Below are 19,911 nucleotides of genomic sequence, written 5' to 3' on the forward strand. Positions count from 1 at the left end.
TCGCGGGGCACAATATCGGTGCGGTAAAGCCCCGTCCTCAAGCAGTGACCGAGGGCCGCAAGGCCCGAGGGAGCGAGTAGGGCGGGGTAGTTTACTCGTCGGTGCGGACGAGGGTGTCGTCCGCGAGGAACTTCTCCACGTCGTGCGCGTCCGTCTCGATCGTGCGGAGGTGCCCGCGGAGGATCTCGACGGTGGTCTCGTCGCCGAGCTCGTGGGCGAGGGCGACGTGGTCGCGGAGCTGCGCGACGAGAGTCGCGTACGCCTCCAGGTCGTGTTCGAGGGACGGACGGAGCGCGTAGACGTCCGCGCCCTCGATGGTCATCGGGGCGTGCTGGCGGATCCCCATCGGGCCGTTGACCGGGACGCCGCCGAGGGCGTGGACGCGAATGGCGATCTCGTCCGTCGCCTCGGAGAGGCGATCCGCGGCGTCCTCCAGGAACTCGACGACGGGACGGACCTCCCGACCTTCGAGAGTCCAGTAGTGCTTGCGCAGCTGATTGAAGAGGATGTAGAGGCCGGAGAGATCGGCGTTGAGCGCCTCGACGACGCGCGCGGCGGCCTCCCGATTGAGGCGGAGTTCGTTGTCGACGACGGTGTCCCACTCCTGGCGGAGCGCGTCGTCGCCGGGGTTGCGGAGGTGCGGCGCGCTCATCGGGATCCCTCCGTGACGAGCGCGTCGTCCGCGAGGAAGTCCTCGATGTCGCTCGCGTCGTCTTCGAGGACTTCGAGGCGATCCTGCAGGAGTTCGACCGTGGCCTCGTCGCCCAGTTCCTTCGCGAGGCCGACGTGCTCGCGCATGCTGGCGACGAGCGTCGCGTAGGCCTCCAAGTCGCCCTCGAGGGAGGCTCGAAGGTCGAAGTGGTGTTCGGCCTCCAAGTGGACCGGCGCGTACTCCTGGAGGTTCGGGGGCGTGCTCGCCGGAACGCCGCCGAGCATCGTGATTCGCTCGGCGAGGTCGTCGTTCAGGTCGCGGGCGCGTTCGTACTGCTCCTTGAGCACGTCCGCGACGTCCTCGTGTTCGGCCCCTTCCGCGGTCCAGTAGTGCTTTCGCAGTACGTAGAAGAGGTTGAACGCGCCGGCGTGGTCGGCGTTGAGCGCCTCGACCATCCGTGCGGCGTCGTCCCGATCGAGCCGGACGGCGTTCTCCGTGATCGTCCCCCACTGTTGGCGGACGGACGCGCCGTCGAGCTCGCGAACCAGACGCCCGGTCCGTGGTTCAGCCATTAGTTGGTCGCGCTTTCGAGGACGAGGGTGTCGTCTTCGAGGTAGTGATCGACCTCGTGCGCCGCGTCTTCGAGGTCTTCGAGGACGTCGCGCAGGAGCTCGCTCGTCGCGTAGTCGCCGAGGTCCTCCGCGAGCCCGACGTGGTCGCGGACCGACTCGATGACGTCGCCGTACATCTCGCGGTCGTTCTCGAGCGACGTGCGGATGTCGTAGACGTCCTCGCCCTCGAAGTCGACGGGCGCGTGCTCTTCGAGAGCCGCGGGACCGCTCACGGGGACGCCGCCGAGCGCCTGCGCGCGCTCCGCGATGTCGTCCGCGGCGTCCTCGGCCTCCTCGGCGCGCTCGCCGAGGAACTCGTGGAGGTCGTTGAACTCGGCACCCTCGACGTTCCAGTGGTGCTTGCGGAGCTGGTGGTAGAGGACGTACGACGCCGCGAGGTCGCGGTTCAGCGCCTCGATGATCTGTTCGGCCTTCCCTCGATCGAGTCGCAGCGCGTTCTCCTCGACGGTACCCGCTTCACGACGGATCGTCTTCTGGGTGTTCATCGTATTACCTACTATGCGCCCTCCCCACTTAAGGCTTTCCGCCAACGGGAACAATTCTTGTCCCATCAAAAAATTAGGGTTACCTAAAACAAAACCATCGCCGCCGATCGGTAGCCACGCCGCACCTCACGCGTCGAGCGGCGATCGAAGCGCCCGCTCGATCGGCGTCTCACCCGAAAGCAGTTCGAAGGTCAGATCGTGGGTGCTCGCCATCGGCAGGGACGCGACGAGCGTCGCGGCGACGTCCTCGCGGGGGATCGTCGCGTCCGACCGATCGAGATCGGAGCCGGTCCGGATCCGTCCCGTGCCCGGCTCGTCCGTCAACGCCCCGGGTCGCACGATCGTGAACGTCAGCGCGCTCTCCCGGAGGTACGCGTCCGCGTCAGCCTTCGCGCGCAGGTACTCCCGGAGTTCCTCGGGGCTCTCCGCGGGCGCGTCGGCGTTCATCGCGCTCAGCATGACGAAGCGCTCGACGCCCGCGTCCTCGCAGGCGTCCACGCAGTTCTCCGCACCGTCCCGGTCGACGCCCCACACGTCCGCGCCGCTCGATCCCGCGGCGAAGATCACGGCATCGACGCCGGCGAACGCGTCGTCGAGCGAGGTACGATCCGTCACGTCGCCGCGCACCGGCGTCGCGCCGAGCGCCGCGACGTCGTCCTCGTACGCGTCCGTTCGCACCATCCCGTACGCCGTGTGGTCGTCGTGTTCCGCGAGCAGACGGGTGACGTGCTGACCGACCGCGCCGTGCGCACCCGCGACGAGTACGTCCATACGGACCCGTGGGTGCGCGCCGCCCAAGAGCGCTGTGCCCGGCGAGGCGCCGAGCGCGCGGGCGGCATCCGGCCGCGGCTAGCCGGCCGAAAAGAACGGAGAACGGGAGAGTCACGCACACGCGCGGAGCCGAGCGTCAGCGAATCCGCGTTTACTCGCGCCTCACGACGTTCAGCGCTCGTGTGTTCGTCCGACGCAGAGGCGTCGGACTACTCGGTCAGCTGGACGACGTTACCGTTGCGCGAGATGTGAAGGTCCTCGCCCGTTGTGTACCCCTGGGACTCCGCCAGATCGACGTACGGCGCGACGCCGGAGAGCGACTGGTGGGCGGGGATGATGTTGTCCGGGCGGACGGCCTCCAGCATCTGGTAGTGGCCCTCCTCGCGGAGGTGACCGGAGACGTGGACCTCGTCGTAGATGCGCGCGCCCTGCATCTTCAGGAGCTTCTCGGCCGCGTAGCGCTGCCCCTCGTTGGTGGGCTCGGGGATGACGCGGGCGGAGAAGACGACCTTGTCCCCCTCGTCGAACTGGAACGGCGTCTCGTCGCGCGCCATCCGGGTGAGCATCGCGCGCGGTTCGCCCTGATGGCCGGTGACGACCGGGAGGAAGTTACCCTTCCCCTCGTTCATGATACGCTTGAATGCGCGTTCGCGCGAGCGGCGATGCCCGTAGATCTCGAGGTCGTCCGGGATCGGATAGCCGAGATCGCGCGCCGTGTTCGTGTACTTCTCCATCGAGCGCCCGAGGAGGATGGGCTTCCGGCCGATCTCCTTCGCGAACTCGACGAGGCTGTAGACGCGCTCGACGTGGCTGGAGAACGTCGTCGCGACGATCCCGCCCGTGTAGTCCTCGAAGCTCGTGAGGGTGTCGCGGAGGTGCTCGCGGGCGAGCGACTCGCTGGGCGTGCGGCCCTTTCGACCCGCGTTCGTGCAGTCCTCGATGTAGCAGAGGACGCCCTCGTCGCCGAGTTCCTCGAAGCGCTCCATGTCGAAGGGGTCCTCGAGGACCGGGTTGTGGTCGATGCGCTTGTCGAGACCGTAGACGATCGCGCCCTCTGGCGTGTGGAGGACGGGGCTGACCGCGCCGACGATCGAGTGCGTCACGTGGACGAACTCCATGTCGACCTCGTCGCCGATCTCCATCGTCTCGCCGGCCTCCATCTTCACGAGGTCGTTGTCGACGTCGAACTTCGACTCGTCGTCGATCTCCTGACGGACGAGTTCGATGGTGAACGGGGAGCCGACGACGGGCGCGTCGTAGCGGTGGGCCAGCTTCCCGATGGCGCCGATGTGGTCGAGGTGGCCGTGCGTCGGCACGATGGCCTTCACGTCGCCCTCGAGTTCGGACATGACGCGATCGTCGGGGATGGCGCCCATGTCGATCAGGTCGAGGCTGTGCATCTGCTCCGTGCGGACGTCGTCGTGGATGAGGACCTGCGAGAGGTTGAGCCCCATGTCGAAGACGACGATGTCGTCGCCCACACGGACGGCCGTCATGTTGCGGCCGACTTCCTCGTAGCCGCCGATTGTCGCAATTTCGATTTCCATATGTATAGCCGATCAATGCGTTCCTGCGACGACGCCCGCAACCGTCGACGACGCAGCGCCCACCCGACCCGTACGGTCGAGCATGGCGGTGCGTCCCGGACGAACGCGTCGTCGCGGACCGCACGTCTTTCGGATACGTGAACTGTGGGGTCCGGGGCTTAAGAGCTTCCGGGTTCCCACCGCCGCGGGGGACGGAGTCGAGCGTCTCGATACGTCTATCGAGGCCGCAATAGCCCTCGGTATCGGGTTTCTTGGACGCGCCGCCCGTCCGATTCGACCGTATGTCACGCGCACTCCTCTTGCGGTGTCCGGTCTGTGACGCGACGCACGCGTTCCGCGGCGACCGAGACGACCACGAGAAGGCGGAACTGCTCGACGCGACTGCCGATCACCTCCGTAACCACTCGCTCGGCGAGAGCGCCCGCGCGATCAGGAAGCACGAGGCCGTCGCCGACGCCGAGGAGCGCATCCTCGCCGACGACGAAGTCACCCGGCTCCCGACCGACGGCTGGGCGGAGACCGCCGAGGCCGCTGTCGTCGACTAAAGCGCGCCTCAGTGCTCGATGCCGCCCACGACCTCGGTGTGCGCGATCAGCCACTCGCCGTCGACGCGGCGGTACTCGTCGCGGTACGCCGCCTGTTCCGTCCCGGTCTCGCCGTCCACCGCGTAGTGGAGCGTGAGGTACCACCGGCCGGTCGCGGCGTCGCCCTCGACGTCGATGACGGGGTTCGTGAGGACGTGGGCGGTCTCGTCGAAGGCCTCCTCGATGCCCGCGGCGAACTCGCGGAGTTCCCCGCGCCCCTCGAAGCGCTCGCCCTCAGGGGTGTCGAAGCGGGCGTCCGCCGTGAAGCAGTCGACCACGGCGTCGTACTCCCGGTCGTCGATGCGGTACGCGTACTGCCGTTTGACGCGCTCGATGGCTCGGATGTCAGATGGGGACACACCCCAGGTTCGTTCGGCGAGCCACATAATACGCGGGTGCGGTGTGCTTAAGTCGCCGTAGGGAGTCGGATCGTCCCAACCGCTGACAGTCGGCGCGCGCCACACGATGCACTCGACACCCACCTACCGAACGAACCGGGACCTCTTCTCGAACCACTATCTCGACGACCACCTCCGCGGGACCGAACCGTGGACGTCGGTGGACGACGACGACGTGCGAGCCGCCTACGAGTCGATCCGCGAGCGCTGGCTGGCGAAGCGTGATCGCGTCGCCGACTACAACGAAGCGCAGCTCGAACGGAACTTCATCCGGCCGATCTTCGACGACCTCGGGATCCCCTTCGAGATCGAGGAGACCGTCCGGCGGACCGCGCGCCGTCCCGACTACGGCTTCTTCCCGAGCGCCGACGCGGCCGACGCGGCGTTCGACCGCGAGGACTTCTACGAGGAGGCCGTCGCCGTCGCCGACGCGAAACGCTGGGGGCGCAAGCTCGACACGCGCGGCGAGGCCAAACGCGACTTCGAGAACCCGAGCTACCAGATCCACGCCTACTTACAGGAGACCCCGGCCGAGTGGGCCGTCCTCACGAACGGCCGACAGTGGCGGCTCTACTACGGGCCGACGAGCCACCGCCTCGACTCCTACTACGAGATCGACCTCCCGGCGCTCCTCGACGCGATGGAGTCGGGCGACGCCGGGCTGGCCGCGTTCAAGGAGTTCTACTGCTTCTTCCGCCACGAGGCCTTCCTCCCGGACGCCTCGGGCGACTGCTTCCTCGACGACGTCCACGACGAGTCGAGCGTCTTCGCGGAGGCCATCGGCGAGGACCTCCAGAACAACATCTACGAGGCGATCCGCGTGCTCGCCGAGGGCTTCCTCGACCGCCACGACGACCTCTCCGAGGACGACCTCGATCTCGTCCACGACGCCTCGCTCATCTACCTCTATCGCCTCATCTTCGTCCTCTACGCCGAGAGCGAGGGCCGCGACCTCCTCCCGACGGACAACGACATCTACGCGGAGAGCTACGCGCTCAACGACCTGAAACGCGAGGTCGCGTCGAAGCGCGACGAGACGCGCCAACACTACCAGCCGTGGCAGACGACGCTCTGGGACACGCTCGCCGAACTCTTCGAGCTCATCGACCAAGGGAGCGAAGCGAAGGACATCGACCCCGATACGCTCTCCGTCCCCGCGTACAACGGCGGACTGTTCCGCACCGATCCCGACCCGGACGACAGCGCGGAGGCGCGCTTCCTCGCCGCCCACGAGGTCGGCGACCGGCACCTCGCCGAAATCCTCGACCTCCTCACGCGCCGCGAGCGCGAGGACGGGGACGGGGAGGAGAGCGCGAGCGGGAACGGGGCGGACGCGGACGGCCGGGTGTTCGTCGACTACTCCTCGCTCGACGAGCGCCACCTCGGCTCGATCTACGAGGGCCTCCTCGAATACCGCCTCGACGTCGCGGACGAGGCGCTCGCGCTCGACGACGGCGAGTACGTCCCCGCCGACGAGGGCGACACCGTCGCGGTCGAGACCGGCGAGGTCTACCTCCGCACGGACGCCGGCGAACGAAAGGCCACCGGGTCGTACTACACGCCCGAGTACGTCGTCGAGTACATCGTCGACGAGACGCTCGGCCCGCTCGTCGACGACATCCGCGAGGACCTCCTCGCCCAAGACCCCTTCGAGCAGGCCGGTGGCGGCCAGTTCGCCGCGGAGTTCGCCGAGCGCGTCTTCGAGTTGAAGGTCCTCGACCCCGCGATGGGCTCCGGGCACTTCCTCGTGAACGCCGTCGACTACCTCGCGCGCGAGATCATCGACGCCCAAGAACGCCAGGACCAGCAGGCCGCCGCGGCCGGCGACGACGCGCGGATCAGCGACCCCACCACCGAGGAGGGCGAACTCCGCGACATCAACTGGGCGCGCCGGAAGGTCGCCCAGCAATGCCTCTACGGCGTCGACCTCAACCCCCTCGCCACCGAGCTCGCCAAGGTCTCCCTTTGGCTTCGCACCCTCGCCGCCGAGCAACCCCTCGCCTTCCTCGATCACCACCTCAAAACCGGGAACTCGCTCGTCGGGAGCGACATCGAGGCCGTGCTCGGCGACGCCGACGACGCCGACGAGGGCGGGCAACTCACCCTCCAGCAGTCCTTCGACCACACGCGCCAGCGCGCCCTGGAGCACGTCATGGAGCGCTTCACCGACCTGCTCAGCATCGACAACGAGACCCTCGCGGACATCAAGGAGATGGAGGCCGTCTACGAGGACGTCCGCGACGACGACCTCTATCAGCACCTGCTGGCGATGGCGAACGTCCACACCGCCGCCGACTTCGGCCTCTCCGTCCCCGACGACGCCGAAGAACGCATGGCCGAAGCCTTGCGTGACGACTCGTGGGCCGACGTCGAGGACCAGGATTGGTTCACGAGCGCGCAAGCCATGGCCGAGGACGAAGCCTTCTTCCACTGGGAACTGGAGTTCCCCGTCGCCTTCTACGGCGACGACGGCGAACGGCTGGCGAACGCGGGGTTCGACGCCGTGATCGGGAATCCGCCTTATATTTCGATAGAGAACCTTGACGATCAAATCACAGAATATCTCAAAAAGGCGTATGATTCTACAGAATACGGGAGATTTGACATATATCTCGCCTTTATTGAGAAGTCGATCGAGCTGACACCTCCCGAAAAGAACTGCTCAATGATTGTTCCCGATAAGTGGCTTGTTTCGGATTATGGTGAAAGATTGCGTGAGAAAATACTTAATGAATATACTCTTGATGAGATTTGGGATTTGCGCGATGTGGATGTCTTCGGCGGCGTTTCTAACTCCCCAGTAGTTTTCCAAGTTAGGAATGAGAATCCAAATGGAGAGCAGACACAATTTAAGACTAACAAAACACATGACAATTACTATTCTTGTCCACAAGCTATATTTACTGATACATATGAATGTAAAATAATAATCGGGTTAACTGAATCACGGGCAGACGTGCTGAAGGAGATTGAGAAGGGTTCAGAACGAGTTCGTGATTTCGCATATGTGAGCTTCGGCGCTCAGCCAGGTTCACTCAGTAGATTCGTATTTGACGATCTAGCAGACGCGAGAGAAGGTGCTCGCAACCTCGGTCACACATCGTCACCAGATTCTCTACTCAAGTCATTCATCCGCGGTAGAAACATAGATCGGTTTATGATTAACCAAGATGGCGAGTATCTTGTCTACGATCCTGAAAAGTTACATAGGCCAGCATTTCCGGAACTCTTTGAGAATCCAAAAATAGTTTTCAGTGAAATATCATCTACATTGAAATCTGCATATGATGGCGAAGGTATATATGGAAATGAGAAGGTGGTTTTTGTGGTTCGAGCATCTGATTTAACGGAGCTCTCAGAAGATATTCGAAGCCAACGTTCTATCCCGAAAATAGAGACGGTTTCTGAATTTGGCAGAGACATTGATCTGAAATACGTCACAGGGGTCTTGAACTCAACTCTCTTGGAGTTCTACTTTGAGTATGCAGTTAGTGATGGTTTGAATGTATACCCGGACGATATCCGACATCTTCCCGTTTCAACCTCAAGTGGAGAGCAGGATAAACTTTCTACAGAAGTTGAGACGATTACTGATCTCAAACAACGCCGCGCATCCCTCAATCTCTCTCTCCTCGACTACCTCGGGAACTACGCCGAGGGCCCGAAATTGCCCGACGTCGGGCTCTATCAGCCGACGGGCGCGACCGTGTTGGACGCGACGACGGAGGCGTACGAGAAACTGCGCGTCGGCGAGGTGCGGACGGTCCGCGACGGCCGTCGCGTGACGGTGGAGGCGACGGCGCGCTACAAGCCGGCGGACGAGGACGCACACGAGACGGACCGCTGGGGCTACACGGAGACGGACTACCACGAGGCGTTCGCGCTCGCGGACCTCGACGAGGTCGAAGCGACGCTGATCGAGGCGTTCGTCCCCGTCGCCGTCGCGGAGGCGGACGGGTTCGCGGGCTTTCGGGACAACGCGACGAAGACGAACTCGCTCGTGGACCGCCTGAAAGCGATCACGCTCCCCGATCCCGACGACGTCGCGGCGGACCTCGAACGCTACGCGGAGACGAGGGAGCGCGCCGCGGAGCTCGACGAGAAGATCGAGGAGACGGATCGGCTGATCGACGAGATCGTCTACGACCTCTACGACCTCACCGAGGAGGAGATCGAGATCGTGGAAGAAGCGGTCGGCGAGTAGAGCGGGAACGTCGAGCGCGAAGTGCTCGGAATTTTTCACCCTCGCGGGACCTGCGGCCCCGCTAGTCGCGCACTCGCGTTGCTCGCGCGGACCGTGTTTTTGCGGTGAGCGGTCGCCGGAGGCGACTCGAACCCGAAAAAGATGGTCGACGGTCGTGGAAGAGGCGGTGGGGGAATAGGTCGTCACGTCGTCGACGGAGCGGAGCGACCGACACACCGCCCAACGAGTGACTGACGGGATCGGAGGGGGACGTACTACCGACCGGACACACCCCACAACGAGTGACTCCGGAATCGTCGCACGAAGGGGGGAGCCAATCGCGGTAGTCGTCGAAGTCACTCGGTGTCCGGTGTGTCCCGTCGTTGAGAGGCGAAAAGGCGTGAGTGGAGACACAGCTCATAACGAGTGACTGACGGGGTCGAAGGGAGTGATGCACTGCCGCCAGACACACCCCACAACGAGTGACCAGGTAGGTCGGACACGACTCGGACTATCGTTCTTTCACTCGGTGTCGGGTGTGTGGGCGCGACACCGTCGTCGCCTGAAATCCCGATTCAGCGCGGCAGTCGGACGCCGTAGGTGAGGTCGACGTCGGCGATTCGCCACGTGTCGTCGACGCGCTCGAAGGCGTCCTCGTAGGTGGCCTGCTGGACGGCGGTCTCGCCGTCGGCGGTCTCCTGGTAGAGCGCGAGGTACCAGCGGCCCGTAGCCGTGTCGCCCTCGACGTCGACGACGCCGTTCGTCAGGGTGTGGGCGGTCTCGACGTACGCGTCGTCGAAGACCTCGGTGGCGAACGTCCGGAGTTCCTCGTGGCCCTCGAAGGCCGTTCCGTCGTCGCCACAGAAGCGGCCGTCGTCGGTGAAGAGGGCGACCCACGCGTCGTAGTCACCGTCGTCGATGCGGTACGCGTACCGGTGTTTGAGTCGCTCGATGGCGGCGACGTCGTCATCGTGGTTCACATCGGCGACTGGGACGGCCGCGGGCATAAGGACTGGCGTCGCGGCGCACGGTGCCCGCGGCGCGCCTCGATACCATCGCTTTTCCGCGTGGGGGCACTCTCCCGAGTGTGAGTATCACCGACGGCAACACGGTCACGTTCGAGTACACTGGACGACTGGACGACGGCACGGTCTTCGACACCTCGCGCGAGGACGTCGCGGCCGAGGAGGGACTGGCGGACGCCCAACCGGAGCGCGACTACGACCCGCTGACGGTCGAAGTCGGGGCCGGCGCGGTCATCGAGGGCATGGAGGACGGCCTGCGCGGCCTTTCGGCGGGCGACGCGGAGACGTTCGAGATCCCGCCGGAGGAGGCGTACGGCGAGTGGAGCGAGGAGGCGGTACAGGAGTTCGAGACGGACGAGCTGCGCGGGATGCTGGGCGAGACGCCCGAGGAGGGCGCGTACCTGCAGGCGCAGAACGGCCAGCAGGGCGAGGTCGTGCACGTCGACGAGGAGACGGTCCGCGTGGACTTCAACCCGGAGCTGGCGGGCGAGACGCTGACGTTCGAGGTCGAAGTCGTCGACGTCGAGGACTGACGGGACCGAGTAGCCCGGCGGAACGGAGGAGCTACCGGATCGCGGTGACGGCGAGGGTCTCGACGCGCTCGTCCGCGCGTTCGACGTCGAAGCCGGCGTCGGCGAGCATCGTCGCGGCCGCGTCGGCATCGTAACGCTCGCTCAGCGGCGGGCCGGTCTCCCCCGCGCCGGCGGCGCTCCAGTCGACGACAACGAGGCGAGCCCCGGGTCGGCAGACCCGCGCGAGCTCGGCGACGCTCGCCTCGTCCGCGAACTCGTGGAACGTCATGGTGCCGTACGCGCCGTCGAGGGCGTCGTCGGCGAACGGCAGATCACCGACGGCAGCGGCGACGAGGTCGACGTTCGAGGCGACTCCCTTCTCGCGGTAGTAGTCATGCATCTCGGGTTGGACGTCGACCGCGTGCAGCGTCCCGACGAAGGGGGCGACGTCGTCCGCGTAGAACCCCGTCCCGCTTCCGAGGTCGGCGACGGCGGCTCCGGGATCGGGAGCGAGCGACCCGAGAAGCTCCTCGCGCGAACAGTAGCGGTAGCGGTCGGCCGCGTCCTCGAGGGCCGCGGCCTTCTCGGTGTCGAACGTGTGAAAGCCCATGACTTGCCTTCGCGCGCCAGCGTCAAAGTCGGCGGGGGCGCCCAGCCACGGCCGCGTGCATCGGCATCGTCGATCGTCGGACGGCACAGACGACATCGCGGCGCACCGATCGAGTTGGGAATCCGAAGCCGAACGCCGATCGGAGTTCGCTTCCGAAGGCGCAAACGGCGTAAGTGGGGCCACCCTACGAGTATCCGTCATGACGAAGACCTACACCGTCACGGGAATGTCGTGTGACCACTGCGAGCAGAGCGTCGAGGACGCGGTGGGCGAGCTCGACGGGGTCGAAGACGCCGAGGCCGACAACGAGGCGGACACGCTCGTCGTCGAGGGCGAGCCGGACGACGACGCAGTCGTCGCCGCCGTCGACGAGGCCGGCTACGAGGCCTCGGCGTAACGCCGGCCGCGAGTCGACCGCCACCGGTCCGCAGAACGCCCCGTCGCGCCGGCCGTCGTCGCGCGTCGACGGGAGAACCGACCGCCGATCCGCCCAGCACGAACGTCACCGATGGACACGCGCGACTACCTGATACTCGCCGGAATGGCCGTACTGGTCGTCGTCGTCGGCGCGATAGCGACGACGAAGCCGCTCGACGCCTTCCTCCTCGACGGGGCGATCGAGGCCGCGAGCACGACCGCCGCGATGGTGTGGATCACGTGGTGGGCGCTCGTCTTCGGCTTCGCCATCGCGGGCGGCGTCGAGGCGTGGGTGGACTCGGACGACATCGCCGACCACCTCGCGGGCGACGGCCCGCGCGAACTCGCGCTCGGGACGTTCTTCGGCTTCGTCTCCTCCTCGTGTAGCTACTCCGCGATCGCCACCGCGAAGAACCTCTACAAGAAGGGCGCGAGCGCCGGCGCGAGCCTCGGCGCGTTCATGTTCGCCTCGACGAACCTCGTCATCGAGATCGGCTTCGTCATCTGGCTGCTGCTCGGCTGGCAGTTCGTCCTCGCGGACTTCCTCGGCGGCCTCGTCCTCATCGTCCTCCTCGCGCTCGCCTTCCGCTACCTCGTCCCCGACGACCTCCTCGAACGCGCCCGCGAGCACGCGACGGACGACGACGACACCGTCAGCTGTCCGAACTGCGGGATGGACGTCGACCCCGACGAGACGGAGTACACCCGCGAGGTCGAGGGGACGACCTACTACTTCTGCTCGCGCTCGTGCGTGGAGTCGTGGGACCCCGAGGCCGCGAACACGACGATCCGGGAGCGCGCGACGTCGCTCGCGGGCTGGCGCGACCTCGCCGACAAGCAGTGGAAGGAGTGGGGGATGCTCTACGACGAGATCGCGCTCGGCTTCGTCTTCGCCGGGATCCTCGCCGGCTTCGTCCCCCAGTCCGTCTGGACGGCGCTCTTCGGCGCCGAGGTCCTCGGCTCGCCCGCGATCACCGTCGTCTCGATGGCGCTCCTCGGTGCGGTCGTCGGCGTCGTCACCTTCGTCTGCTCCGTCGGCAACGTCCCCTTCGGCGCGTTGCTCTACACGAAGGGGCTCCCCTTCGGCGGCGTCCTCTCCTACATCTACGCGGATCTCGTCATCCCGCCGATCGTGGAGGCGTACCGGGAGTACTACGGCGGGACGTTCGCGGCCGTCCTCTCAGCCCTCATCTTCGTCGCCGCGGTCGTCACGGGCGTCCTCATCCACGTCGCCTTCGTCGCGCTCCACGGCCTCACGGGGATCGTCTTCGTCCCCGACCCCGCGACGGTGACCGTGAGCGAACTCCGGATCGAACTCAACTACAAGGCCGCGCTGAACGCGCTCGCCGTCGTCGTCTTCGCCGCCCTCTACTGGCTCCACCGGACGGGCGGCGACGCGATGGACGACGAGGGCGGCGGCGGTCACGATCACGGCCACGAGGGCGACCCCGCGGCCGACTGACAGGTCGAGACGCCGGGCGTGGTGGGACGGGGCGACTCGCCGTCGATCCCCGGGGGCGGTGACGCGGGGGTTAGCGCGCTTTGAAGGCGTTCGCGCTCCTTTCGGTACCTATGGCAGACCCGAACCCGACGCCGGGCATCCACCACGTGACCTGCGTGGCGAGCGACCCGCAGCAGAACCTCGACTTCTGGGTGGAGACGCTCGGCCTCCGCCTCGTGAAGCGCTCGATCAATCAGGACGACCCGGGCACCTACCACTTCTTCTTCGCGGACGCGGAGGGGACGCCCGGGACGAGCATGACGTTCTTCCCGTGGGGCGATATGCGACGGGGGAAAGTCGGATCCGGGCAGGTCGCCCGGACCGCCTTCCGCGTCCCCGCGGGGAGTCTCGACTACTGGGAGGCGCGCTTCGACGACTACGGCGTCGACTACGACGACCGGGTGGAGCGCTTCGGCGAAACCGTCCTCCCCTTCCGCGACCCGGACGGCCTCCCGGTCGAGCTCGTCGCGGTCGAGATCCCCGACGACGATCCGACCGTCCCGTGGGAGGCGTTCGTCCCCGCCGAGCACGCGATCCGGGGGTTCCACTCCGTGACGCTCTGGCTCACCGATCCGGACCGGACGATGGACCTCCTCGAAACGATGGGGCTCGAACGGGCCGGCACCGAGCAGTCCCCGAGCGACACCCCCGGCGACGAGCGCACGCGCTTCGCGGCCGCCGGCGCGGTCGGCACGTACGTGGACGTCCTCCCGACCGTGGCCGCGAGCCGGCAGGGCCACGGCACCGTCCACCACGTCGCCTTCCAGACGCCGACGGACGACGACCAGGACGAGATGCGCACCGCCGTCCGCTCGATGGGGCTCCGTCCCACCCAGCAGATCGATCGCCACTGGTTCCGCTCCGTCTACTTCCGGGAGTTCGACGGCGTCCTCTTCGAGCTCGCCACGTCCGACCCGGGCTACGCGAGCGACGAACCCCTCGACGACCTCGGCGGCCGCCTCGTCCTCCCCGGGAGATTCGAGGACCGACGCGAGGAGATCGAAACGAACCTCCCGGAGGTGACGATCCCGACGCCGGAAGACGCGCCGGGAGACGCATCGAGCGATGGCGACGAGGACGGCGACGATCGAAACGCCGACGTCGAGGCCGACGCGGACGACTAGCGGGACGACCCGGAAGATGGAGAAAGGGGAGGGCTACGGTTCTCCCGATCCGTCGATCCCGTCCGCGAGCTCCTCGTACCGCTCGACGAAGCGCGCCTCGCAGGTCGGACAGCAGAACCGATAGCGTTCGCCGCCGAGGCGCGCGCTCGTCCCCTCGTCCGTGACGGTGTTCCCGCACTCCGCGCAGGCGACGGCGAGATCCGCGTCCGCGAGGTCGTTCGTCCAGTCGCTGGCCGCGAGAACGGAGACGTCGTAGTCGGCGACGACGGCCGTGTCGAGCGCGTCCGCCAGCCACGACTCGACGTCCGCGTTCGGGAGGCTGACGTGCGCGACGACGCGCGCGTCCGCGCTCCGATAGACGTGTTGGGTGCCCTCGGCCTCGCGCAGGCCCGCATAGACGTCCGTGGCGTGACCGGGGTCGACGGCGACGTCGACGAGGAGCGCCACGCGGTCCACGAACGTCGAACGGTCGACGTCGACGGTGAAACGCGTGATGACGCCCGCCTCCCGGAGCCGCGAGACGCGATCCGAAACGGCGGGCCCGGAGAGGCCGACCTCGTCCGCGATCTCGCTGTACGGTCGACGCGCGTCCGCGTGGAGGAGTCGGAGGATCTCCCGATCGGTCTCGTCCAGGTCGTGCACGCCCCGCCTAGGACCCTCGGAGGCAAGGCGATTTCGGGGTGCCCGGGGCGCGGCGACACGACTGGACCGATGCGGTGGCCGCGCCGCCGCGAGCCCAACCTACTTCATCGGGGACGGCGAAGGGACGCCCGTGCGACGAAGCGCTACGGGTGAGCTGGTGTGACGTACGAGAACGTGCTCGTGCCGACGGACGGGAGCGGCGGCGTGCAGGACTCGGTGACGCAGGCGCTCGACATCGCGGAACGCGCCGGCGCGACGGTCCACGCGCTCTACGTCGTCAACGGGAGCCTCCGGAGGCGCCTCGGTGACGCCGCGTTCCCGGGCGACGGCCTCCGCGTCACGGGCGAGAACGCCGTCGCGTCGATCGAGGGGGCGGCCCACCGCGCCGGCCTCGGCGCCGAATCGGAGATCACCGAGGGCGACCCCGCGGACGAGATCCTCTCCTACGTCGCCGACAACGCGATCGACCTCGTCGTGATGGGGACGCACGGCCGCGAGGGCGCCGCGCGCGCCGTTCTCGGCAGTACGACCGAGCGCGTCCTCCGCCGCGCCGACGTCCCCGTCCTCGTCGTCCGCGCGACCGACCACGAGTAGGGGCACGCGGCGACGAGGCGGACCGCTTAACCCGACCAGTACCGAACGACCGGTCATGAGCGACGGCCTCGAACGGATGAGCGTCACCGTCCCGTCCGACCTCCGCGACACCCTCGACGACGTGGTGGAGACGGGGGACTACGCGAGCCGCTCGGAGGCGACGCGCGACGCGCTCCGGGCGTTCGTCACCGAATTCAATCGGCAGACCGGGCTCGCCGGGGCGCTCAGCGGCACCGTCGTCGTCCTCTACGATCACGACCACAGCGGCGTCGCCGCGGCCATGACCGACCTCCAGCACGACTTCGCGGACACCATCATCGCCGTCCACCACGTCCACCTCAGCGACCACCTCTGCCTCGAATCCATCGCCGTCGAGGGCGACGGCGAGCGCATCGAGGCCCTCCTCGACAGCCTCCGTCCCCTCGAAGGCGTTCACCACGTCAAACTCACCGTCGTGGACGCCGAGGGCTGAGCCACGCTCGTCCGGGGTCGATGGCGATCGTGATAGTGTGACTCCGTCGAAGCCGTAAAGAAGCGTCCGACAGACGCCGAGAGCGCACCATCGCCCGGTTCACGCACACCGTCGGTCGGTCGCGCTGACCGAGGGATGACCGATCGGCGTCGTGCTCAGAGACCGAAGTGCGCGTCTCGCTCAACGACGGTGTATCCCTGCGCCGCGAGCGCGTCGTCGCGGTACCGGTTCGCGACGAGCTGTTGGGGGATGCGTCGTAGGCCGAAGCGGCGATTCGAGGTATATTCGACCTCGATGACGGTACGGTCGTTCGTCTCACCGATCGTCGAGGTGTACGTGGCCCAGGGCTGAGCGTTTACCGTGACCTCTGATTCGACCAGACAGTCGCCGTTTGGTGCGGCGTCCGTTCGCGTGCGGACGCTCACCGCGACGGAGCGCAGTCCGAAAAGGTACGAGACGGTGTAGATAGCGACGCCGTCGTCCGTGGTTACCTCGTCGGCCGCGCCCCACTGAAGTGCGAGCACGGGCGGGATCGGGCCGGTAAACTCATCGACGACCGCGTCACGCTCCGCGTCCGTTCGGAGTCGGAACGTCCCCCTCGATTGAAGGACTGGAGAGCGTGCGGTGACGAGCAGGACGGCCGCGACGACGACCGCTGGTAGCAGTGAGGTCGCGAGATACGTCCCGAGGAACAGCGACACCGCGAGCACGACGACGAGCGCGCTAACGGGGCGTTCTCGCCTGAGATAGCGCGTCACGACGTCGAGCGCTTCCGGTGGCCGCTCGATATCGTCGGAGGGCATCATGGAGACCACCCGTCGTCGGATCATTAGCTCTGTTGAAACGCGCTCGGAGTCTCCGGGTACGACGCGCCCGGGCGTGAAAGGACGAACGTCTCTCCGAGAGCGATTGCGGGGGGGGTCACCAGAGCCGGTGGTTTCCGACACCTCCCGGAGCTACAAGCCCCGTCCGGTCCATCGTCCCGTATGCGCGCGTACGAACTGCGAGAGCACGACCCCGAGTTCCAGGGACTGGAGATCGTCGAGCGCGAACGCCCCGAACCCGGCCCCGACGAGGTGCTGGTGGAGATCGAGGCGGCCTCGCTCAACTACCGCGACCTCGCCATCGCGGCGACGGAGTTCGGCTATCCGGGCGAGGAGTATCCGATGGTACCGCTCTGCGACGGCGCGGGCGACGTCGTCGAGGTCGGCGAAGACGTCGAACGCCTCGAAGTCGGCGATCCGGTCGTCGCGCCGTTCTTCCCCGACTGGGTGGACGGCCCGGCGACGCCGGAGAAGACGCACACGGCGACGGGCGGGAACCGCCCGGGGACGCTCGCGGAGTACGCGGTCTTCCCGGCGGACGCGACGCCGCGGATGCCGGCGTCGCTGGACTACGAGGAGGCCTGCACGCTCACGTGCGCGGGGTTGACGGCGTGGACGGCGCTCGAAGAGCACGGCGACCTGACGGCGGGCGAGAGCGTCCTCTGTCTCGGGACCGGCGGGGTCTCGACGTTCGCCCTGCAGTTCGCGGACGCGACGGGCGCGACCCCGATCGTCACGTCCTCCAGCGACGCGAAACTCGAACTCGCGGAGACCCGCGGGGCCGAGGTGACGATCAACTACGAGGAGACCCCGGAGTGGGACGAAGCGGTCCTGGAGGCGACGGACGGCGTCGGCGTCGATCACGTCGTCGAGGTCGGCGGGGCGGGCACGCTCGAACGCTCGCTCCGAGCGGTGCGGTACAACGGCGAGGTGCACCTCATCGGCGTGCTCTCGGACCCGAACTCGGAGATCGCGCCGCGCGCGATCCTGGAGAACGCGAGCAGCGTGCGCGGCGTGAGCGTCGGGAGTCGGGCGGCGTTCGACCGGATGGCGCGCGCGATCGACGCGAACGGGATCGAGCCGGTCGTCGATCGGATGTTCGACTTCGAGGACGCGACCGCGGCGTACCGCTACGTCTGGAACGGCGAGCACACCGGGAAGGTCGTCATCGAGGTCTGATCCGATCAGGCGAGGTCGCGCTCCATCTCGAATTCGAGGGCGCGCTCCTCCGTGATCTCGAAGTCGTAGTGCTGGTAGAGCGATACCGCGGGGCCGTTGGATTTCTCGACGTGGAGCCAGACCGTCTCGACGCCGCGCTCGCGGCCGTACTCGAAGAGCGCCTCCATCGTGTGCGTCCCGACGCGGGCGCCCTGATAGTCGGGCTGGACGAAGATGGCGAGTTCGTGCGCGTCGCCGTCCGGGACGAGGACGGCGTGGGCGACGGGGTCGCCGTCGTGCTCGACGAGGACGTGTTGGGCGCCGAGGTCGCCGAGGCGTTCGATCCACGACCGGACGGCGTCGAGCCCCATCGGCGGGAGCCCCTGCGCGCGGTCCTCGAACCCGAATGTCCCGTACATCCCGGCGAGGGCGTCCGCGTCGCCGTCCGGGAGGACACCGCGATGTCCGGTGATGTCGAGCTGTCGCCCCGCGCGATCGGTGACGGCGGCGACGTGGACGCCACCGTTAGTTGACGAAGTGGTACCGATTTCGGATTCAGAGGGGCTTTTCGACATCTTGTTCTCGAATCTGTGTACGTACGCATCACACAAATAGGTTTTTGCATACGTATTTTCACTAGGGATATGGTCTCAGTGGGCGTGGAATCGCCCATCGACGGGAGGCTCACGGACGACGGTGACCGGATGTCGTTTCCGGGGCTCCCGGTCGGCGGACGCTCGCACGCGTCGCCGTCGGCGTGAAAGCGACAGAAGGGACCGGCACGCCCCACGTGGAAGCCCGTGGGTCGCCCTTCCGCGACCCATCGTGACGCGCGGCCGCGTCCGGTCAGGCGATCGACCCGCCCTCGCGCGCCGCGCACAGCGCCTCGAAGAGGACGTTCGCGGCGAGCACCGCCGTCACGTCGCCGTGATCGTACGGCGGCGCGACCTCGACGACGTCGACGCCGACGAGGTCGGCCCGCCGGAGCTCGCGCGTGAGCGACAGGAGCTCGCGCGCGCTCATTCCGCCCGGCATCGGCGTCCCCGTTCCGGGAGCGAACGCCGGATCGACGACGTCGACGTCGATCGTGGCGAACGTCGGGCCGTCGACGTGCGCGGCGATGGCGTCGCCGACCGACGCGACGTCGTGGGCCGCGAACTCGTCCATCGTGAAGTAGTCGATCCCGGCGTCGGCGAATCGCTCGACGTCTGCGGCGCCGTAGAGGCCGCCGCGGTCGCCGATCCGGATGGACGTCTCGGGGTCGATCAGCCCCTCCTCGATCGCGTGGTGGACGGTCGTGCCGTGGTTGTACGGCTTCCCGAAGTACTCCGTCCAGAGGTCGGCGTGGGCGTCGAACTGCACCAGCGAGACCGGACCGTGCTCGGCGGCGACGGCGCGCAGGACGGGAAGCGTCGTGGAGTGATCACCGCCCGCGAGAACCGGAAAGACGCCGCGGGCGAGCACGGACGCGACGCGCGACTCGACCGCCTCGAAGGTCGCCTCGGTGTAGCCGGGGACGACCGGCGCGTCGTCGTGGTCGACGATCGAGAGGTCGCTGAGCGACGTGTCCGTGGCGGGGTTGTACGGTTTGAGGAGGGTCGACGCCGCGCGGATCGCGCGCGGACCGAATCGCGCGCCGGGGCGGTACGTCGTCGCGTCGTCGTACGGGACCCCGAGGAAGGCGACGTCGGCGTCAGTCCCGTCCAAGTCGGGGCGGTGCGGCGAGCGCATGAACGTCGCGACGCCGGCGAAACGCGGCGTTTGGAGCGGGTCGCGCATC

At 67.2% G+C, this 19,911-nt stretch carries 21 protein-coding genes; 9 read left to right on the forward strand and 12 right to left on the reverse strand.

The features are described 5' to 3' along the window. Positions 1–91: 91 nt before the first annotated feature. From dpsA (J2754_RS00005) to J2754_RS00025, 5 genes are all read right to left on the reverse strand, one after another. On the reverse strand, positions 92–652 hold the full coding sequence (gene dpsA, locus J2754_RS00005; RefSeq protein ID WP_188877345.1) for a DNA starvation/stationary phase protection protein DpsA: 561 nt from the start codon (positions 650–652) through the stop codon (positions 92–94). Next, complete coding sequence (gene dpsA / locus J2754_RS00010; protein WP_188877344.1) at positions 649–1,224, reverse strand: DNA starvation/stationary phase protection protein DpsA; 576 nt, start codon at positions 1,222–1,224, stop codon at positions 649–651. Before dpsA (J2754_RS00010) ends, dpsA (J2754_RS00005) begins: the two co-directional genes overlap by 4 nt. Then, positions 1,224–1,769, reverse strand: coding sequence for a DNA starvation/stationary phase protection protein DpsA (gene dpsA / locus J2754_RS00015; RefSeq protein WP_188877343.1), 546 nt, complete (start codon positions 1,767–1,769; stop codon positions 1,224–1,226). The genes dpsA (J2754_RS00010) and dpsA (J2754_RS00015) overlap by 1 nt, the downstream gene beginning before the upstream one ends. A 126-nt stretch (positions 1,770–1,895) precedes the next feature. Beyond that, positions 1,896–2,540: an SDR family oxidoreductase gene (locus tag J2754_RS00020; protein ID WP_211086336.1), complete on the reverse strand. Its 645-nt coding sequence runs from the start codon at positions 2,538–2,540 to the stop codon at positions 1,896–1,898. Positions 2,541–2,749: 209 nt separating this feature from the next. Further along, positions 2,750–4,087 (reverse strand): RNase J family beta-CASP ribonuclease, encoded by a 1,338-nt coding sequence (locus J2754_RS00025; protein WP_211086337.1) that lies wholly within the window; start codon positions 4,085–4,087, stop codon positions 2,750–2,752. Positions 4,088–4,368: 281 nt separating this feature from the next. On the opposite strand from J2754_RS00025, the gene J2754_RS00030 reads away from it, so the two are divergent. Beyond that, positions 4,369–4,632 (forward strand): hypothetical protein, encoded by a 264-nt coding sequence (locus J2754_RS00030; RefSeq protein ID WP_188877339.1) that lies wholly within the window; start codon positions 4,369–4,371, stop codon positions 4,630–4,632. Between the two features lie 8 nt (positions 4,633–4,640). Here J2754_RS00030 and J2754_RS00035 read toward each other — a convergent pair whose 3' ends face one another. Continuing rightward, complete coding sequence (locus J2754_RS00035) at positions 4,641–5,030, reverse strand: nuclear transport factor 2 family protein (RefSeq protein ID WP_188877338.1); 390 nt, start codon at positions 5,028–5,030, stop codon at positions 4,641–4,643. Positions 5,031–5,136: 106 nt separating this feature from the next. On the opposite strand from J2754_RS00035, the gene J2754_RS00040 reads away from it, so the two are divergent. Next, positions 5,137–9,273, forward strand: a complete 4,137-nt coding sequence (locus J2754_RS00040; protein ID WP_211086338.1) for an Eco57I restriction-modification methylase domain-containing protein — start codon at positions 5,137–5,139, stop codon at positions 9,271–9,273. 554 nt (positions 9,274–9,827) lie between these two features. On the opposite strand, the gene J2754_RS00045 is transcribed toward J2754_RS00040, so the two are convergent. Then, on the reverse strand, positions 9,828–10,232 hold the full coding sequence (locus J2754_RS00045; RefSeq protein WP_211086339.1) for a nuclear transport factor 2 family protein: 405 nt from the start codon (positions 10,230–10,232) through the stop codon (positions 9,828–9,830). A gap of 107 nt (positions 10,233–10,339) precedes the next feature. Between J2754_RS00045 and J2754_RS00050 the strand changes: the two genes are divergently transcribed. After that, complete coding sequence (locus tag J2754_RS00050; protein WP_188877334.1) at positions 10,340–10,810, forward strand: FKBP-type peptidyl-prolyl cis-trans isomerase; 471 nt, start codon at positions 10,340–10,342, stop codon at positions 10,808–10,810. A gap of 31 nt (positions 10,811–10,841) precedes the next feature. On the opposite strand, the gene J2754_RS00055 is transcribed toward J2754_RS00050, so the two are convergent. Continuing rightward, a complete protein-coding gene (locus J2754_RS00055) occupies positions 10,842–11,399 on the reverse strand; it encodes a class I SAM-dependent methyltransferase (RefSeq protein ID WP_188877333.1) in 558 nt (185 codons plus the stop codon). A gap of 199 nt (positions 11,400–11,598) precedes the next feature. Between J2754_RS00055 and J2754_RS00060 the strand changes: the two genes are divergently transcribed. The 3 genes from J2754_RS00060 (at position 11,599) to J2754_RS00070 (ending at position 14,441) form a co-directional block, all read left to right on the forward strand. Beyond that, on the forward strand, positions 11,599–11,796 hold the full coding sequence (locus tag J2754_RS00060; protein ID WP_188877332.1) for a heavy-metal-associated domain-containing protein: 198 nt from the start codon (positions 11,599–11,601) through the stop codon (positions 11,794–11,796). 111 nt (positions 11,797–11,907) lie between these two features. Then, positions 11,908–13,278, forward strand: a complete 1,371-nt coding sequence (locus tag J2754_RS00065; RefSeq protein ID WP_211086340.1) for a permease — start codon at positions 11,908–11,910, stop codon at positions 13,276–13,278. Between the two features lie 110 nt (positions 13,279–13,388). Beyond that, positions 13,389–14,441, forward strand: coding sequence for a VOC family protein (locus J2754_RS00070; protein ID WP_188877329.1), 1,053 nt, complete (start codon positions 13,389–13,391; stop codon positions 14,439–14,441). Positions 14,442–14,474: 33 nt separating this feature from the next. Here the strand turns inward: J2754_RS00070 and J2754_RS00075 are convergent, their stop codons facing one another. Continuing rightward, complete coding sequence (locus J2754_RS00075; protein ID WP_211086341.1) at positions 14,475–15,083, reverse strand: AsnC family transcriptional regulator; 609 nt, start codon at positions 15,081–15,083, stop codon at positions 14,475–14,477. Between the two features lie 159 nt (positions 15,084–15,242). Between J2754_RS00075 and J2754_RS00080 the strand changes: the two genes are divergently transcribed. Further along, positions 15,243–15,677, forward strand: coding sequence for a universal stress protein (locus J2754_RS00080; protein ID WP_211086342.1), 435 nt, complete (start codon positions 15,243–15,245; stop codon positions 15,675–15,677). A 55-nt stretch (positions 15,678–15,732) separates the two neighbouring features. Beyond that, positions 15,733–16,149 carry a nickel-responsive transcriptional regulator NikR gene (gene nikR / locus J2754_RS00085; protein ID WP_188877326.1) on the forward strand — a complete coding sequence of 139 codons (417 nt, stop codon included), beginning with the start codon at positions 15,733–15,735 and terminating at the stop codon, positions 16,147–16,149. A 155-nt stretch (positions 16,150–16,304) separates the two neighbouring features. On the opposite strand, the gene J2754_RS00090 is transcribed toward nikR, so the two are convergent. After that, positions 16,305–16,952, reverse strand: a complete 648-nt coding sequence (locus J2754_RS00090) for a hypothetical protein (RefSeq protein WP_188877325.1) — start codon at positions 16,950–16,952, stop codon at positions 16,305–16,307. A gap of 183 nt (positions 16,953–17,135) precedes the next feature. Here J2754_RS00090 and J2754_RS00095 point away from each other — a divergent pair, with 183 nt between their 5' ends. After that, positions 17,136–18,152 (forward strand): zinc-dependent alcohol dehydrogenase family protein, encoded by a 1,017-nt coding sequence (locus tag J2754_RS00095; RefSeq protein WP_211086343.1) that lies wholly within the window; start codon positions 17,136–17,138, stop codon positions 18,150–18,152. Between the two features lie 5 nt (positions 18,153–18,157). Here the strand turns inward: J2754_RS00095 and J2754_RS00100 are convergent, their stop codons facing one another. Both J2754_RS00100 and speB read right to left on the reverse strand, forming a co-directional pair. After that, a complete protein-coding gene (locus J2754_RS00100) occupies positions 18,158–18,706 on the reverse strand; it encodes a GNAT family N-acetyltransferase (RefSeq protein ID WP_188877322.1) in 549 nt (182 codons plus the stop codon). Positions 18,707–18,977: 271 nt separating this feature from the next. Continuing rightward, a complete protein-coding gene (gene speB, locus J2754_RS00105) occupies positions 18,978–19,910 on the reverse strand; it encodes an agmatinase (RefSeq protein ID WP_211086344.1) in 933 nt (310 codons plus the stop codon). Position 19,911: the final 1 nt, after the last annotated feature.

Origin of the sequence: Halarchaeum nitratireducens, assembly GCF_017874695.1 — an archaeon.
GTDB lineage: Archaea > Halobacteriota > Halobacteria > Halobacteriales > Halobacteriaceae > Halarchaeum > Halarchaeum nitratireducens.